A 16,627-nucleotide genomic window follows, 5' to 3' on the forward strand; every position below is an offset into this window, starting at 1 on the left:
GCCTGTCCGGTGTGACCGATCAGAACGTGGTGCGCAGTCCGACCTGAATGCTGCGCCCTTCTGCCGGCGCAATATCCCGCAGGATCGAGCTGGCGTAACGCACGGTCTGGTTGGTCAGGTTCTCGGCATTGACGAAGGCCAGCCATTTGCTATGGCCGACATCAAAGTGATAACCCACATTGGCCCCCAGCGTGGTGTAGCCGTCGGTGCTGCTTTCGTTGTCCGGCACCCGGTGCTGGGAACTGGCGTGTTCCACATCGATCCGCGCCTGCCAGCGATCCAGCTCCCACAACAACCCAGTGTTTAACCGCAGCGGCGCGATGCGCGGCAGGTCCTGGCCGTTGTCGAGGTTCTTGGCGCGGGTGTAGTCGCCCGACAGCTCCAGCGCAAACTTGCCGTAGGCGTTTTCGCCAAGGGTCCAGCGATCCTGCGCTTCGATACCGCTGAAGCGCGCCCGTACGCCGGAGTAGGTGTATTCAGGAATGCCGTCGGCGTCTTCCTCGCCTTCGTCGTTGAGCGTGCGCCCCGTCCCGAGCAGACCAATGTAGTTGGAGAAATGGCTATAGAAGACGCCGACGCTGCCCTTGTGGGTGCCGTTGTCGAAACGCAGGGCGAGGTCGCTGGAGACGGCTTTTTCTTTCGACAGCCCCGCATCCCCGACTTCATAAGTGCCGGTGGCGACGTGGGCGCCGTTGGCGTAAAGCTCATAGAACGTCGGCGCGCGTTCGGTGTAGCCCAGGGTGGCAGCGACCGACCAGACCGGCGTCAGCGTGTACACCGCACCGGATGACAGGCTGCCGGCGGTGAAACTGCTGGAGCGATCGGCATTGGCGAAACGCTCGTTGCCTTTGGCGTCCGGATCGACCGTGGTGTGCTCAAGGCGTCCGCCGAGGGTGAACAGCAGACGATCCGTGGCTTGCAGCTCTTCAAGAATGAACAGTGCACCGGCATCGGTATCGGTGTGCGGCACGAAGGCTTCTTCGCCCAGCGCCGAGAACTCGTTGCGACTGACTTGCGCGCCAATCACCCCATTGAACGGCCCCAGCGGTTGATGCCGGGCCTCGACCCGCGCCTCGTAGCCCTTGTTCTTGAACGTGGTGCCGACCTCGCCGCCTTCGATTTCCCGGTGCTGGTAATCGGTGTAGCCAGCGTCGAGTTTCACCGAGCTGAACGGGCCGTCGAGGTTGCGGATTTCCGAGGCGAACGCGTAGTGCTCCTGCTCCATGCGGATGCGCACATCGTCTTCGGCCGGCGAGCCGTAGTTCGAATCGTAATTGCTGTACGACAGCCCCGCGTAACCGTCATCCCAGGTGTACGACCCGCCCACCGCACCGCCGTCCTGACGACCGTCGCTGTTGGCCAGCCGATGCTTTTTCGAATCGCCATCGTCGTTCGCCCGTTCACGGCCGGTTCTGGCGTAGCCGGGGATTTTCAGGTCATTGAACTCGCGGGCGCTGGCGTCCAGGTGCAAGGCGAACTGGCCGTTACCGGCTTCGAGCTTGCCGGCGCTGCTGCGGGTGGTGTCGGCGCCGCCGTAGCGCAACTCGCCGGCACCGTGGATGCCGTCGATGGCTTCGGTCGGGATGCGATTGTCGAAGGTGTTGACCACCCCGCCGATGGCGCTGCCGCCATACAGCAAGGCTGCGGGGCCGCGGACGATTTCGATGCGTTCGACGTTGACCGGATCCAGCGGCACCGCGTGATCGTAGGACAGCGACGAGGCGTCCAGCGCGCCGACGCCGTTGCGCAGGATGCGAATGCGATCACCGTCCTGCCCGCGAATGATCGGCCGACTGGCACCTGGGCCGAAGTAGGACGACGACACGCCCGGCTGCTTGTTCAGGGTTTCGCCGAGACTGCCCTTTTGTTGCAGCGTCAGGCTGTCACCGCTCAACACGGTCGAGGGCGAGGCCAGGGTCTGACTGCCCAGCGGATTGCCGGTGATGACTTGCGGTTGCAGTTCCAGCGGGTCGGCGGCAAATGCGGGCGAAGCGATCAGCAGCGCCGAGGCCATGAGCGTCAGGCGGGGTTGGAAGGTGTGGAAGCGGGAAGGCATTCAGGAATCCGTCAGGCAGAAAAGTAAGGATCGATGCCAGCGCTACACAGGGTGTATTACCGACGCCAATCAGATGAAATCATTTTTATGTTATACAATAACATTTCCAATGACCATCCCGTTTCACCCAGACACATGCAAACCAGCGCTCAAGCACGGGCATTTCAGCGCCCTGCCCTGCAGGTTCCCTGCGCTTCGCATAAGAGACTGCGCCTATCAGGCACCAATAGTCGGCCTATTAGCTGACTTGCCAAGTCGGGTCTAGCCTTACTAGTCCGAAGTCGGCACGAGCCGGCCGCAGAAGACCTGATAAGGATCCCGAACATGGCAAATGAATCGAAATGCCCGTTCAATCACGCCGCCGGCGGTGGCACGACGAACCGCGATTGGTGGCCGAATCAACTGAACCTGAAAATCCTGAGTCAGCACTCGCCCGCATCCGATCCGATGGGCAAGGACTTCGACTATGCCAAGGCTTTCAAGAGCCTGGATTTCCAGGCCCTCAAACGCGATCTGACGGCGCTGATGACCGACTCCCAGGAGTGGTGGCCAGCGGACTTCGGCCACTACGGCCCGCTCTTCATCCGCATGGCCTGGCACAGCGCCGGCACCTATCGCACCGCTGACGGCCGTGGCGGCGCCGGCTCCGGCCAGCAACGTTTCGCCCCGCTCAACAGCTGGCCGGACAACGTCAGCCTCGACAAGGCCCGCCGCCTGCTGTGGCCGATCAAGCAAAAGTATGGCCGCAACATTTCCTGGGCCGACCTGATCGTGCTCACCGGCAACGTCGCGCTGGAATCGATGGGCTTCAAGACCTTCGGTTTCTCCGGTGGCCGCGCGGATGTCTGGGAACCGGACGAAGACGTGTACTGGGGCTCGGAAAACAAATGGCTGGGCGGCGATAACCGCTACGGCAAGGATCCGGAATCCATGCAGCCGCCGGGCGAAGGCACGCTGGTGGCCGAACCCGCCGAGCACGGCAATGAAGAGAGCCGCACCAATCAGGGCGAACGCAACCTCGAGAACCCGCTGGCCGCGGTGCAGATGGGCCTGATCTACGTGAACCCGGAAGGCCCCGAAGGCAATCCCGACCCGGTGGCCTCGGCCAAGGACATCCGCGAAACCTTCGGCCGCATGGCCATGAACGACGAGGAAACCGTCGCCCTGATCGCCGGTGGTCACGCCTTCGGCAAGACCCACGGCGCAGGCCCCGCCGACAACGTCGGACCGGAACCGGAAGCCGCCGGCCTCGAAGAACAAGGCCTGGGCTGGAAGAACAGCTTCGGCACCGGCAAGGGCGCCGACACCATTACCAGCGGCCTGGAAGTGACCTGGACCACCACCCCGACCAAGTGGAGCAACAACTACCTGGAAAACCTGTTCGGCTTCGAGTGGGAACTGACCAAGAGCCCCGCCGGCGCCCATCAGTGGAAACCGAAAAACGGCGCCGGCGCCGGCACCATCCCCCACGCCCACGACCCAAACAAACGCATCGACCCGACCATGCTCACCTCCGACCTGGCCCTGCGTTTCGACCCGGCCTACGAGAAGATTTCGCGGCGCTTCCTGGCCAATCCCGATCAACTGGCCGATGCCTTCGCCCGCGCCTGGTACAAGCTGATTCACCGTGACATGGGCCCGCTGTCACGTTATCTCGGCCCGGAATTGCCCCAGGAAGAACTGCTGTGGCAAGACCCGATTCCCGAAGCCACGCATCCACTGGTGGACGACAGCGATATCAGGGCGTTGAAAGGCAAAGTACTGGCGTCGGGGCTGTCCGTTTCGGAACTGGTTTCCACCGCTTGGGCGGCCGCATCGACCTTCCGGGGCTCGGACAAACGCGGCGGCGCCAATGGCGGACGTCTGCGTCTGGCACCGCAAAAGTTCTGGCAGGCCAACCAGCCGGAGCAACTGGACAAGGTGCTGAAAGTCCTTGAAGGCATTCAGAACGAGTTCAACGCCGGGGCGTCGGGCAAGCAAGTCTCGCTGGCGGACCTGATCGTGCTGGCCGGTAACGCCGGTGTCGAGCAAGCGGCGCAAAACGCCGGGCATACGGTGACCGTGCCGTTCAATCCGGGGCGCACCGATGCGACTCAGGAGCAAACCGACGTCGAGTCGTTCGGCTTCCTCGAACCGCACACCGACGGCTTCCGCAACTACGCCGCCAACACGTACCGCGTGCCGGCCGAAGCGTTGCTGATCGACAAGGCGCAACTGCTGACTCTTTCCGCCCCGGAAATGACCGTACTGATCGGCGGTCTGCGGGTGCTGGACACCAACGTCGGCAAGACGAAACACGGGGTGTTCACCGACAAACCCGGCTCCCTCACAAACGACTTCTTCCGCAACCTGCTGGACATGGGCGTGGAATGGAAACCGACGTCGAAAACCGAGTTCGAAGGCCGCGACCGTAAAACCGGCAGCGTGAAATGGACGGCGACCCGGGTCGATCTGGTATTCGGTTCCAACGCCGTACTGCGGGCGCTGGCCGAGGTGTATGCCAGCTCCGATGCGAAGGAAAAGTTCGTCAACGATTTCGTTGCTGCGTGGGCGAAGGTGATGGATCTGGATCGGTTTGATTTGCGGCAATAAGGGCTTTTTCATCTGGCCACAAAAAACGCCGCTCATTGAGCGGCGTTTTTTATAGCCGGTTCTGCGGAAGTAATGCGGTGTAGCTGAAACCCAACCCCCTCACCCCAGCCCTCTCCCCGAGGGAGAGGGAGCCGACCGAGGTGTATTGCGCGATACATCGACCTGAAGAATCGAGTCGATTATGGATTCGGTAAAGCAGGATCAGGTCGGCGTAAATCTGAAGCATCCCGCAATCAGTCCCCTCTCCCTCCGGGAGAGGGTTAGGGTGAGGGCTGGATCTAAAGTTGAAACACCATCTCAAGACCAACCCAAAACGACCAGCCTCAAGCCAAACTCTTGCTCACCACCTCATACACATCACTGGACAGCTGCCCCGAAGCCAAAATCCGCTCCAGTTCCGCCTTCATCAGCGCCTGACGAGCGCCGTCATACTTGCGCCAGCGGGTCAGCGGCGCCAGTTGACGCGAAGCGATTTGCGGGTTGAAGCCGTTCAGCTCAATCACCAAATCGGCGAGGAAGCGATAGCCCGAACCGTCCGCCGCGTGGAAGTTGATCAGGTTCTGCCCGGCGAACGCACCGACCAGCGCACGCACCTTGTTCGGGTTCTTGATGTTGAACGCCGGGTGCTGCATCAGCGCTTTCACCCGCTCCAGACCGCCCGGCAAGGTGCTGCCGGCCTGGACGCTGAACCACTGATCCATGACCAGCGGATTGTCCTTGAAGTGCTCGGCGAAACTGGCCAGTGCGGTGGCTTTCTGCTCGTCGAACGGCGAGTTGACCAGCACCGCCAGCGCGGTCAGGCGTTCGGTCATGTTGTCGCAGCTGTCGAACTGTTCCAGGGTTGCCGCCAGCACTTCCGGCTTGCCGCTGAGCATCAGATACGACAGCGCGATGTTCTGCAATGCGCGACGGGCGAAATGCTCGGCTTCGGCCACGTACGGGGTTTGCTTCGACAGGTCGCGGTTGGCCTGATAACGCAGCCACAGCGCCTCGAACAGGTTGTCCGCCAGTTGCTGACGGGCGAATTCACGGGCAGTGTGGATCGCGTCGACGTCGGCGATTTCGCTGATTTCGGTCAGGTATGCCTCACTTGGCAGCGAGAGCATTTCCGCGACCATCGCCTGATCCAGCGTTTCGTCCGACAGCACGGTGCGCAAAGCGGAAACCAGACGTGGGTCGAGCACCAGGCTTTCGCCCTTCTGCTGCTGGCCGATCAACTCTTGCAGCACCTGCACCGACAGTTGCTGGCCGGCATCCCAACGATTGAAACCATCGGTGTCGTGCTGCATCAGGAACATCAGCTGATCGCGGTTGTACGGGAAGCTCAGTTTCACCGGCGCCGAGAAGCCACGCAGCAAGGACGGCAGCGGTTGTTCGCCGATGTCGACGAAGGTGAAGGTCTGCTCGGCTTCGGTCACCGAAATCACCCGGGTGGTGCCTTGAGCCGAGTCTTCGCCGGCCAGACGCAGGGCAATCTCGTTGCCCTGGCTGTCGAGCAAGCCCAGTTCGACCGGAATCACGAACGGCAGCTTTTCAACCTTGTCCGGGGTTTCCGGGCAGCTCTGGCGGAAGGTCAGGCTGTAGGTTTTCGCGGCGGCGTCGTAAGACTCGCTCACCGCCAGACGCGGTGTGCCGGCCTGGCTGTACCAGCGCTTGAACTGAGTCAGGTCGACGCCGTTGGCATCTTCCATGGCCTTGATGAAGTCATCGCAGGTCACGGCCTGGCCGTCGTGGCGTTCGAAGTACAGATCGCTGCCCTTGCGGAAGCCTTCGGCGCCCAGCAGGGTGTGGATCATGCCGACCACTTCCGAGCCCTTTTCGTACACGGTCAGGGTGTAGAAGTTGGAAATCTCGATGAAGCTGTCCGGGCGCACGGCGTGGGCCATGGGACCTGCATCTTCGGCGAACTGGTGGGTACGCAGGTACGCCACGTCCTGAATGCGCTTGACCGTGGCCGAGTTCATGTCAGAGGAGAAACCGGCATCGCGGAACACCGTGAAGCCTTCTTTCAGCGACAGCTGGAACCAGTCGCGGCAGGTCACGCGGTTGCCCGACCAGTTGTGGAAGTATTCGTGGGCGACGATCGCTTCGACCCGCTGGTGCGCGGCGTCGGTGGCGGTTTCGGCGCGGGCCAGCACGGCGCTGGAGTTGAAGATGTTGAGGCCCTTGTTCTCCATGGCGCCCATGTTGAAGTCGTTCACCGCGACGATCATGAAGATGTCCAGATCGTACTCGCGACCGTAGACCTCTTCGTCCCAGCGCATCGACTTCTTCAGGCTGTTCATGGCGTGCTGGCACTTGTCGATGTTTTCCGGCTCGACATAGATGCGCAGCGCCACATTGCGGTTGGTCATGGTGGTAAAGGAGTCTTCAACGCACCACAGGTCACCGGCCACCAGCGCGAACAGGTACGCCGGTTTCATGAACGGGTCTTCCCAGGTCGCCCAGTGCCGGCCATCTTCGCCAGGGCCGCTGGCGATCGGGTTGCCGTTGGACAGCAACACCGGATAGCTGTGCTGCTCGGCCACTACGGTGGTGGTGAACTTGCTCATCACGTCCGGGCGGTCGAGGTAATAGGTGATCTTGCGGAAGCCTTCGGCCTCGCACTGGGTGCAGAACATCGTGCCGGACTTGTACAGGCCTTCCAGTGCAGTGTTGGTTTCCGGGTGGATCCTGACGCTGGTGTCGACCGTGAAGGTCTCGCTGGCCGGTTGCAGGGTCAGGTGATTTTCCGTCAGCTGGTAGTCGGCGGCGCTCAGTTCCTGGTCGGCCAGGGTCACCGAGAGTAACTCCAGCTGCTGGCCGTCGAGCACCAGCGGCGGCAGGCCCGGGCCACGGGCCGGGTTGCGGCGCATCACCAGTTGCGCGTGGACCAGACTGTGGTCCTCGAACAACTCGAAGGTCAGGTGTGTTTCGTCGATCAGGTACTCGGGCGCCTGATAGTCCTTCAGGTAAATCATCTTCGGTTGTTCGGTGCGCATGCTGAAGTCCTTATTGATGCACGGCGAGCTGGTAGGCCGTGTATTTACGAATGTTGATCACGCCGGTGTCGAAGATCAGGTACTGGCCCTTGATCCCCAGCAGCGTGCCTTCGGCAATCGGGTTCTTGTCCAGGTTGAAGCTGACGATCTTGGCCGGGTACTGCTCGACCGGGTAGCGGATTTCCAGCGGATCGACATCGGCGATGGTCTGAATGGCCTGGAGACCGAATCGCTCCTGCAAACCTTGCAGACCCGGGGCGCAGCTTTCGAACAGTTGATCGCGCACCTGCGCCAGGTCCACCGCCGCCGCGTCACCCTTGAGCAAGGCGCGCCAGTTGGTCTTGTCCGCCACCTGGCTGCGGAACAGGTCTTCGACGAAGCCCGACTGCTGCCGCGTCGAAACGCGCATGATCGGCAGCGCCTGACTGGCGCCCTGGTCGAGCCAGCGGGTCGGCAACTGGGTGGCGCGAGTGATGCCGACCTTGATCCCCGACGAATTGGCCAGGTAGACGATGTGGTCGGTCATGCAGAACTTCTCGCCCCACTCCGGCTCACGGCAGGTGCCGGCCTCGAAGTGGCAGCGCTCCGGGCTCATGATGCAAATGTCGCACTGTGCGAGTTTGGTCATGCACGGATAGCAGTAGCCTTGACTGAAACTGGTCTTGGTCCTGCGCCCGCAATGGGTGCAGTGAATCGCCCCCAGGTATTCCAGACGCACCGTGCTGCCGATCAACGGGTTGACCGGCACCTCGACGTCATCCAGACGAAACGCGTACTGCACGTTCGGCCCGTCCAGGCGCGCCGACATTTTGCTGATTGCACCGCGGCCGATCTCGATCAATGGAGGGCGTCCGACTTGAACAGGATGTTCGGCACTTCGATCGACTTCGACGCGCATTCCTGCGGGCCCATGTAACCGGTGCGCTCTTCCTCGGGCAGGTTCTGCATTTCCCAGGCGATCATCGCCTGCAACGACAGCTCGCGCTGCTCGGCGGTGAGTTTGCCGCCGTCGGACCATTTGCCGATCTCTACCGCCAGTTTCAGGCTCTGGTAGATTTCCGGGGTGATGTTCTTGATCAAATCGTTAAAAGAGGACATCAGGGTCTCCGTGCTCTTTATTCAAAAAATTCAGGCGGCCAGTTTACGGCGGTTGTACAAACCGCCCAACAAACCGGTTAAGCATCCGATGAGTAACCCGCTGACGTGGGCAGCGTTGGCGATTTCGCCGAAACCGATCATCGAGATCAGCCCGGACATGCACACCAGCAACCACACCAGCATCATTGCCAGCACGCCGCGCGGCAGGCGATAGGCCGGGTTCGGCGCCAGCAACTGGAAGATCCAGCAGTGACCGAGCAATCCGTAAAGTACGCCGGACAGGCCGCCGAACAGGCTCGGGCCGCCCCATGCGAACTGCGCATAGTTGGAAACCAGGCCGAACAGCAGCGTCAGACCGATCAGGTTGACGCTGCCCTGGCGCGACTCGATGCGCCGCCCCAGCTCCCAGTACCACATGCCGTTCATGGCCAGGTGCAGGATGCCGAAGTGGATCAGCATCGGCGTAAACAGGCGCCACCACTGCCCCGCTGCCAGGCTGTCGGCCAGTGGTGTGAAGTGGATGTAGTCGCCGACCACGCGAAAATCGAGGAAGGTCAGCCAACGCATCGTGTCGAGGTTATCGCCAAGGAAGGTCAACCCGCCGACGATCAGGCTCAGCAGCAGAATGAATCCGGTGGCTTTGGCATGTTTCAGTTGCTCGGCGAAGCTCGGGCGCTTGAGCGTCGGCGCCGCCGGAATTTCCAGTTGCTGATCCGGGTCGCCCGCCGGGAAACGCTCGTACAGCGAGCGCACGTCGTCGCTGATTTCCGAGGGCACCCACAACACCTGCTCGCCCGCCTCTTCGCTGACGCGATGAGGCACTTGCATGCGTTGCAGCAGTTTGACGAACCCACTCAGGTCCGCCGCCAACGGCACACGCAAGACGGCTATGGCACTCATCGCAGCACCTCCGGCCGCTCGACGTCGACCCAGACAAATTTATGCGGATCGAGGCGGGTTTCCTGATCCAGACGATAGGCCACCAGTTTGCCGTAGAGCACCGCGCTGTAATCCAGGCACGCGAGGTTGGGGCGGATCGGCGCCGGTTTGCCGCTGCGCCAGTAATGACCGACGAACAGCAACGGCTCATCGACGCCGTAGCGCAGCAGGGAATTCTTTTCGCTGGAGGTCAGCGGCTTCTGCGCCACCGGCTCTGGCAGTGCATCGGGCTGGAAGACGATGTCGCCGTAGGTCTGCGGGTCGTCTTCCCAGAACTTGGTGCGGAAGAACGAACGCACCAGGCCATCGCCGCTGGTCATGGTCAGGCCATCCGGCAGGCGCATGTCGGTGCCGCGCAGCAGGCGATCGAACACGGTGCAGGCGAAACTGCCCGGCACCGCCGAGGCCTGGAGGAAGTGTTCATCGATGCAGCCATCGGGAAACAGCGCGCGCAGCGGCTCGATCAGGCCGGCATCCCAACAGGCATGCACCACGCGGAAACGTCCGGCGTCGACGAACAGCGGCAGTTGGTAGAACCATTGCTGGAAATCGTGCCAGTCGCCCGGATGGTCTTCGAACTGGGTCAGGGTTTCGTGCAGCAATCGGGCATGGCGCGGGGTGTGTTCACGGACGAACTGCTTGCCGCTGCCCGGAGGCGCCGGGGTGCTCCAGCCGAGTGCGTTGAATTCGTGGTTGCCCATGATGCACAACGCCTGACCGGCCTCGACCATATCGTGGACGATGTGCAGCGCCTCGCGAATCCGCGGGCCGCGGTCGATGATGTCGCCGACAAACACGGCCATGCGCGACGGATGCCGCCAGACCCCGCCCTGCTTGTGATAACCGAGACGGTCCAGCAGGTGTTCCAGGGTCAGGGCGCATCCGTGCACGTCACCAATCAGGTCATAACTGCGCGCGGGATCGAGCATCAGTCGCCTCCACCACCCAACTTGCTGCCCCAGCCGAGCTTGGTCCGGCAGACTTCGTAGTAGTTGTGGTCGAGCGGATGGATCAGCCGCAGCTTCTGCGCTTTCTTGCTGACGGTGATGGTGTCGCCCGGCGCGCAGGTGAAGTGGTTCTGCCCGTCGCAGGAGACCTGCGGGTAGATCTGCATATCTTTGGACACGACGATTTTCAGCTCACTGTTGCCATCGACCACGATCGGTCTGCCCGACAAGGTATGGGGGTACATCGGCACAATCACAATAGCGTCAAGCTTGGGATGCATGATCGGGCCACCGGCGGACAGTGCGTACGCGGTGGAACCGGTCGGAGTGGCGACGATCAGGCCGTCGGCCTTCTGGCTGCAGACGAACTGGCCGTCGATGTACAGCTCGAACTCGATCATCCGCGTCGATTTGCCCGGGTGCAGCACCACGTCGTTCAGCGCATCGCCCTGGCCGATGGCTTCGGCGTGGCGACGGACTTCGGCTTGCAACAGGAAGCGGTTTTCCACCAGATAATGGCCGTCGAGCACTTCGGCGACCTTGATTTCCAGCTCGTCGGGGCGAATATCGGTGAGAAAGCCGAGGCTACCACGGTTGATCCCGAGTACCGGAATATTGTGTTTGGCCAGTGCCCGCGCCGCGCCGAGCAGGCTGCCGTCACCGCCGACCACGATCACCATGTCGCAGACTTCGCCGAGCATCTTGCGCGACGAGGTTTGCAGGCCATGGCCCGGCAGGACTTCGGCGATGGTGTCTTCGAGAATCACATGCAGGTGACGATCGAGCAGGAAGCGTTTCAGTCGGCGGACGGTATCCAGCACCTGGGAGCTGCCCAGGCGACCGATGATGCCGATATTACGAAATTGCTCCATGGGACTCCTGCGGGGACTGAGACGGCGAAAAGCACGATTATGGGCGAAAGCGCCGGATAGACAAAATCCTTTCAGCCCCAAGGCTGCACCGGTGTTTGAGGCTATGCTCGCAAGATGATCCTATTTCCCGATTTGCTGCAGTTGCCCCACCAGTTACGTCACCCGGAGGTGCGTGATCTGGCGTGGGTGATCCTCGCCCCGCCGATGCTCGCCGCCACCCCGTGGCCGCAGCGCCATCCGCTGGCGGGCAGCGACTGGGTCAGCGACCCCGAGCGCCTGGAACACTGGTTGCGCCAGCTCGACCGCGACAGTTACGGCCTGCTGCACTGGCTGTCCCAGGCCCGCACCCGGCGCCTGGGCCTGTATTACGAGCGGTTGTGGCAATTTGCGGTGGAGCACGCGCCAGGCATCGAACTGATCGCCGCCAACCTGCCGATCCGCCGCGAAGGTCACACCCTCGGCGAGCTGGACATGCTGCTGCGCGACCGCGACGGCGTGCACCACCTGGAACTGGCGATCAAGCTCTACCTCGGCCCACAGAACGGCGACGGTCATGATCCGGCGTCGTGGCTGGGGCCGGGTTGTCATGATCGGCTGGATCGCAAACTGGCGCATTTGAGCGAACATCAGCTGCCGATCTCCGCGCGCCCGGAAAGCCGCGAAGTGCTGGCGGCGCTGGATGTCAGGTCGTTCAGTGCGCAACTGTGGCTGGGCGGATACTTGCTGTATCCGTGGCCCGGCCAGTCGGTGCCACCCAGCGGCGCCCATCCTCAGCATTTGCGTGGCAGTTGGCTGCATCAGAAAGACTGGCCGGCGTTTGTCGCTCAGCGCCCGGCCGGACGCTGGCAACCCCTGCCCCGCCACGCCTGGCTGGCGCCGGCGCACTACCCGGCGGATCAGACCTGGAGCAACGGGCACTTGCAGGCCTGGCTCGATGAACTCGAACCGCTGGCCCCGGCGCAACTGATGGTGCGCCTGACCGAAAATGCCCGGGGCGAGTGGGAAGAAGCCGAGCGGCTGTTTCTGGTGTCGGATCTGTGGCCGAATGTGCCGGGCCAATCCTGATTTCTGTGCCGTCTGATCCGGCCCCTTCGCTGGCAAGTCGAGTCGTCGCACCGCAGCGATTGAGCCGACTCGGTCTAAATGGAAAGTCTCACGGCGAGTGCCGCCAAGGTCACCAACAGAACCGGCACCGTCAGCACGATCCCGACCTTGAAGTAATATCCCCAGCCGATCTTGATGTTCTTGCGCTCCAGCACATGCAGCCAGAGCAAGGTCGCCAGACTGCCGATCGGGGTGATTTTCGGCCCCAGGTCGCTGCCGATCACGTTGGCGTAGATCATCGCCTCCTTCACCACACCGCTGGCCTGGCTGGCATCGATCGACAGCAGACCGACCAGCACCGTCGGCAGGTTGTTCATGATCGAGGACAACAAGGCCGTCAGCACCCCGGTGCCCATCGCCGCGCCCCATACACCGTAATCGCCGAATACATTGAGCCACCCGGCCAGATAATCGGTGAGCCCGGCGTTGCGCAGTCCGTAGACCACCAAATACATGCCCAGCGAGAAAATCACGATCTGCCACGGCGCCTCTTTCATCACCTTGCGCGTGGAGATCTTGTGCCCGCGCGCGGCAATCGCCAGCAACAGCGCCGCGCACACCGCCGAGATTGCACTGATCGGAATGCCCAGCGGCTCCAGCGCGAAACAGCCGATCAGCAGAATCACCAGCACCGCCCAACCGGCGTAGAACGTGGCTTTGTCGTGAATGGCGGTTTCCGGATGTTCAAGCTGTTCCGGGTCGTAGGCCTTGGGAATGTCGCGGCGGAAGAACCAGAGCAACATGCCCAGCGTGGCAGCGACGCTGACAAAGTTGACCGGCACCATCACCGCCGCATAACGGTTGAATCCGATGTGGAAGAAATCGGCCGAGACGATATTCACCAGGTTCGACACCACCAGCGGCAGGCTCGCGGTGTCGGCAATGAACCCCGCGCCCATGACGAACGCCAGGGTCGCCGCCGGAGAAAAACGCAGAGCCAGCAGCATGGAAATCACGATGGGAGTGAGGATCAGCGCCGCCCCGTCATTGGCGAACAATGCCGAGACCAGCGCACCCAGCAGCACCATGAAGGCAAACAGCTTGCGCCCGCTGCCCCGTCCCCACCGCGCTACGTGTAACGCCGCCCAGGCGAAGAACCCCGCCTCGTCGAGCAACAGGCTGATGATGATCAGCGCTACGAACGTGCCGGTGGCGTTCCAGATGATTTGCCACACCATCGGGATGTCGCTCAGGTGTACCACGCCGAAAATCAGCGCAACGATGGCGCCGAACGTTGCACTCCAGCCGACCCCGAGGCCTTTGGGTTGCCAGATCACCAGGGTAATGGTCAGCAGGAAAATCAGTGACGCAGCGAGCATTCGCGACAGCCTTCAGTAAAAGAAAAATTGAACCGCACCACAAAACCTGTGGGAGTGAGCCTGCTCGCGATGGCGGTGTGTCATTCAACTGATGTGCCAGCTGATACACCGAGATCGCGAGCAGGCTCACTCCCACAGGGTCGATATCTTGTCAGAAAAATCAGCGAATCACTTCTTGTGCTGCGTCACCCACTCACCAAACGCATTGATGAAGCTTTGCAGGAACGGCTTCACCGACTCGTTAAGCTTGCCCGCCTCGTCGAACGCCGTGCCCGCGCCGCCCAAGTAGGCTTCCGGCTGCTGCATGCACGGCACGTTGAGAAAAACAAAGGACTGACGCAGATGCTGGTTGGCGCCAAAACCGCCGATGGCACCCGGCGAAACGCTGATCACCGCTCCCGGTTTGCCGCTCCAGACACTCTTGCCATAGGGCCGCGAACCGACGTCAATGGCATTCTTCAAAGGCGCCGGCACCGAGCGGTTGTATTCCGGGGTGACAAACAGCAGAGCGTCGGATGAGCCCACTTTTTGCCGGAAAGTGCTGTAGGCTGCCGGCGGTGAATCGCCGTCGATGTCTTCGTTGTAGAGTGGCAGATCGCCAATTTCGACAATGTTCAGCTTGAGATTGGCCGGTGCCAGTTCCGCCAGCGCCAAGGCGACCTTGCGGTTGATGGACGCCTTGCGCAGGCTGCCGACCACTACTGCGACGTTATAGACATTGCTCATTGGAAGACTCTCGACTGTCCGTGGGAGGAGCCAGTAGTTATAGATGATCCGATGACGATTCCACCAGACGCCGAAGGTTATTTCCCGCGTCTGGAATATTTTTTTCATGTAGGAAAACTTACCAAGCTCGATGACGGTCTACCAAGCCGCAAATCAAGCGTTTTATCTCCAGAGGTTCTAAGCAGATGGCAGCAGTACTCGTCGGTCAGTTCCATGCAAGAGATGCGGAAGGCCGCGTTTATTCCGTGCATGAGTTTCAGGAATCCAACCCGTCGGCAGACGGTTTCACCGGCACGGAGCCCGTTACCACCTACAAGCTGGCGATTGGCGACCGCGTCAACAAGATCGACGACAACGAGTTTTTGCTGGTTCAGTCGGGCATCACCCTGATCCGCGAACCCGAGCCATCGGTCGCTTCATAACCGATCGTTATGAGCAGAAGTCATCCGCGCCGAGTTGGGGTAGGATTCAGCCACTGACCCCAACGGCCGGACATGGACTTCACGCATGCGTTTACGTCATATCGAAGTGATTCAGGCGCTTTTGCAGACCGGTCACGTGGGCACCGCCGCCGAATGGCTGCAACTAGCGGCGCCCGAGGTCGAGGAGCGTTTGCGCGAAGCCGAGAGTCAGCTTGGTTTCATGCTGTTCGCCAGCGTACGCGGACGACTTCAGCCAACCCCGGAGGCCCGGGCGCTGCAAGTCGAGATCGGCCACATCTATGAAGCGCTGGAACCGGTGCAACGGCTGGCCAGCAGCCTCAAGCAATATCTCGCCCCACCCTTGCGGATCATCGGCACCCCGCCGCTGGCCCAGCAACTGCTGCCGCAAAGCCTCGCCGCCCTGCGCCGGCGCCTGCCCGACGTGCCCTGCACCCTGCTCAGCGAGCCGACCCGCGACATCGTCCGCCACCTGCTGCTGCGCGACAGCGATCTGGGCCTGAGCCTGCACGATCCACAACACCCCGATATCCATTGCCAGCCGCTGGCCCAGGGCAAGTTGCAATTGCTTGCGCCCCACGGCTGGCTGCAACCGAAGCAGAAATACATTTCCCTGCAGGATCTGGCCGGCCAGGCGATGGTCGGCCTCGAGGGCCAGGACCCGCTGAGCCCGGCCCTGGAAAACAAGCTCCAGGCCCTGCGCCCGGCGCCGACCATCCAGACCCGGGTGCAGACCCACCAGATGATGCGCAGCATGGTCGAGGCCGGCGAAGGCCTGGCGATCGTCGACCCGTTCACTGCCCTTGGCGCGCGGGCGGGCGGTCTCGATGTCTGCCCGTTGTCGCCCGCGGTGCCGATCAGCCTCTATGCCCTGACCTTCAAACACGCCACGCCGTCAGCGGCGATTCAGACGCTGCTCGGGATCGTCACGGAACAAGCCGAGGCGATGCTGGCGAACTGATCGGATGCTCCAGCGGGTTATCGAACAATCGATACCAGAACAGCGCCACTTCGGCGGTGTTCGGATCGATGCCGCGATAACGCAAGTGGTCGATGCCGCCGATCACATACCCGCAGCGCTCATACAGACGGCAGGCGCCGAGGTTGTTGTTCTGGGTTTCCAGCATGATCCCCGGCAGCTTTTTCTTGCGACTCCAGAACTGCGCCACGTCCAGCAAGGCCTTGGCCACACCATGGCGCCGTGCCGGAGCGTGCACCGCCAGTTCATCGATATGGGCGAAGCCGTTCCAGTTGGTGCTGATCACCAGATGCCCGACCGGCTCATCCTCCAGGTACGCCATGAAAATCGCACTGTCAGCGGCGTCGCGAAAGCTGCTGAACTCCTCCGGATCGATGCCGTAGCACTTGCGATACGGCACGATAGGCGTCACGGCCCATTGCGCCACGGGTTTGCCGATTTCGGCCGTGCCGTAGGCGGCCACCTCGAAGCTGAAATCGCTGCCCCAGATGTAAGCGGCAAAACCGTCGTCGGCGACTCGCACCGACAACCCTGGGTATTTCGGATTCATGACCGGTTGCATACTCGGAAAAGC

14 protein-coding genes are annotated in these 16,627 nt (G+C 61.9%); 4 read left to right on the top strand and 10 right to left on the bottom strand.

Features of this window, described 5'->3' with window-relative positions; genetic code table 11:
• Positions 1-19: 19 nt before the first annotated feature.
• On the bottom strand, positions 20-2,056 hold the full coding sequence (locus CAF76_RS24435) for a TonB-dependent receptor (protein ID WP_085648933.1): 2,037 nt from the start codon (positions 2,054-2,056) through the stop codon (positions 20-22).
• A gap of 324 nt (positions 2,057-2,380) precedes the next feature.
• Here CAF76_RS24435 and katG point away from each other — a divergent pair, with 324 nt between their 5' ends.
• Complete coding sequence (katG, locus tag CAF76_RS24440) at positions 2,381-4,648, top strand: catalase/peroxidase HPI (RefSeq protein ID WP_085648932.1); 2,268 nt, start codon at positions 2,381-2,383, stop codon at positions 4,646-4,648.
• A 323-nt stretch (positions 4,649-4,971) separates the two neighbouring features.
• Here the strand turns inward: katG and pepN are convergent, their stop codons facing one another.
• From pepN to CAF76_RS24470, 6 genes are read right to left on the bottom strand one after another with little or no spacing between them, the layout of a single operon-like run.
• Positions 4,972-7,629, bottom strand: coding sequence for an aminopeptidase N (pepN, locus tag CAF76_RS24445; RefSeq protein WP_085648931.1), 2,658 nt, complete (start codon positions 7,627-7,629; stop codon positions 4,972-4,974).
• Positions 7,630-7,639: 10 nt separating this feature from the next.
• Positions 7,640-8,470 (bottom strand): DUF2797 domain-containing protein, encoded by an 831-nt coding sequence (locus CAF76_RS24450; protein ID WP_064595529.1) that lies wholly within the window; start codon positions 8,468-8,470, stop codon positions 7,640-7,642.
• Entirely contained in the window at positions 8,467-8,727 is a 261-nt protein-coding gene (locus CAF76_RS24455; RefSeq protein ID WP_085648930.1) for a YeaC family protein, read from the bottom strand. Before CAF76_RS24455 ends, CAF76_RS24450 begins: the two co-directional genes overlap by 4 nt.
• A 30-nt stretch (positions 8,728-8,757) precedes the next feature.
• Positions 8,758-9,627: a rhomboid family intramembrane serine protease gene (locus CAF76_RS24460; protein WP_064595524.1), complete on the bottom strand. Its 870-nt coding sequence runs from the start codon at positions 9,625-9,627 to the stop codon at positions 8,758-8,760.
• Positions 9,624-10,598 carry a metallophosphoesterase gene (locus CAF76_RS24465; protein WP_169432621.1) on the bottom strand — a complete coding sequence of 325 codons (975 nt, stop codon included), beginning with the start codon at positions 10,596-10,598 and terminating at the stop codon, positions 9,624-9,626. The genes CAF76_RS24460 and CAF76_RS24465 overlap by 4 nt, the downstream gene beginning before the upstream one ends.
• Complete coding sequence (locus CAF76_RS24470; protein ID WP_011333623.1) at positions 10,595-11,485, bottom strand: NAD(+) kinase; 891 nt, start codon at positions 11,483-11,485, stop codon at positions 10,595-10,597. Before CAF76_RS24470 ends, CAF76_RS24465 begins: the two co-directional genes overlap by 4 nt.
• Positions 11,486-11,599: 114 nt before the next feature.
• Between CAF76_RS24470 and CAF76_RS24475 the strand changes: the two genes are divergently transcribed.
• The gene (locus tag CAF76_RS24475) at positions 11,600-12,550 is read left to right on the top strand and encodes a DUF1853 family protein (protein WP_085648928.1); all 951 of its coding nucleotides are present in this window, start codon (positions 11,600-11,602) and stop codon (positions 12,548-12,550) included.
• A 74-nt stretch (positions 12,551-12,624) separates the two neighbouring features.
• Here the strand turns inward: CAF76_RS24475 and CAF76_RS24480 are convergent, their stop codons facing one another.
• Both CAF76_RS24480 and CAF76_RS24485 read right to left on the bottom strand, forming a co-directional pair.
• Positions 12,625-13,908 (bottom strand): arsenic transporter, encoded by a 1,284-nt coding sequence (locus CAF76_RS24480; protein WP_085648927.1) that lies wholly within the window; start codon positions 13,906-13,908, stop codon positions 12,625-12,627.
• Positions 13,909-14,076: 168 nt separating this feature from the next.
• Positions 14,077-14,634: an NADPH-dependent FMN reductase gene (locus CAF76_RS24485; protein WP_039770799.1), complete on the bottom strand. Its 558-nt coding sequence runs from the start codon at positions 14,632-14,634 to the stop codon at positions 14,077-14,079.
• Between the two features lie 185 nt (positions 14,635-14,819).
• Here CAF76_RS24485 and CAF76_RS24490 point away from each other — a divergent pair, with 185 nt between their 5' ends.
• Both CAF76_RS24490 and CAF76_RS24495 read left to right on the top strand, forming a co-directional pair.
• Positions 14,820-15,056, top strand: coding sequence for a hypothetical protein (locus CAF76_RS24490; RefSeq protein WP_007956926.1), 237 nt, complete (start codon positions 14,820-14,822; stop codon positions 15,054-15,056).
• Positions 15,057-15,141: 85 nt separating this feature from the next.
• Positions 15,142-16,035 (top strand): LysR family transcriptional regulator, encoded by an 894-nt coding sequence (locus tag CAF76_RS24495; protein ID WP_039770801.1) that lies wholly within the window; start codon positions 15,142-15,144, stop codon positions 16,033-16,035.
• On the opposite strand, the gene CAF76_RS24500 is transcribed toward CAF76_RS24495, so the two are convergent.
• On the bottom strand, positions 16,001-16,615 hold the full coding sequence (locus tag CAF76_RS24500; protein ID WP_085648926.1) for a GNAT family N-acetyltransferase: 615 nt from the start codon (positions 16,613-16,615) through the stop codon (positions 16,001-16,003). The genes CAF76_RS24495 and CAF76_RS24500 overlap by 35 nt on opposite strands.
• Between the last annotated feature and the right edge of the window lie 12 nt (positions 16,616-16,627).

It is taken from the genome of Pseudomonas sp. B40(2017) (assembly GCF_002112855.1).
Taxonomy (GTDB): Bacteria; Pseudomonadota; Gammaproteobacteria; order Pseudomonadales; family Pseudomonadaceae; genus Aquipseudomonas; species Aquipseudomonas pharyngis.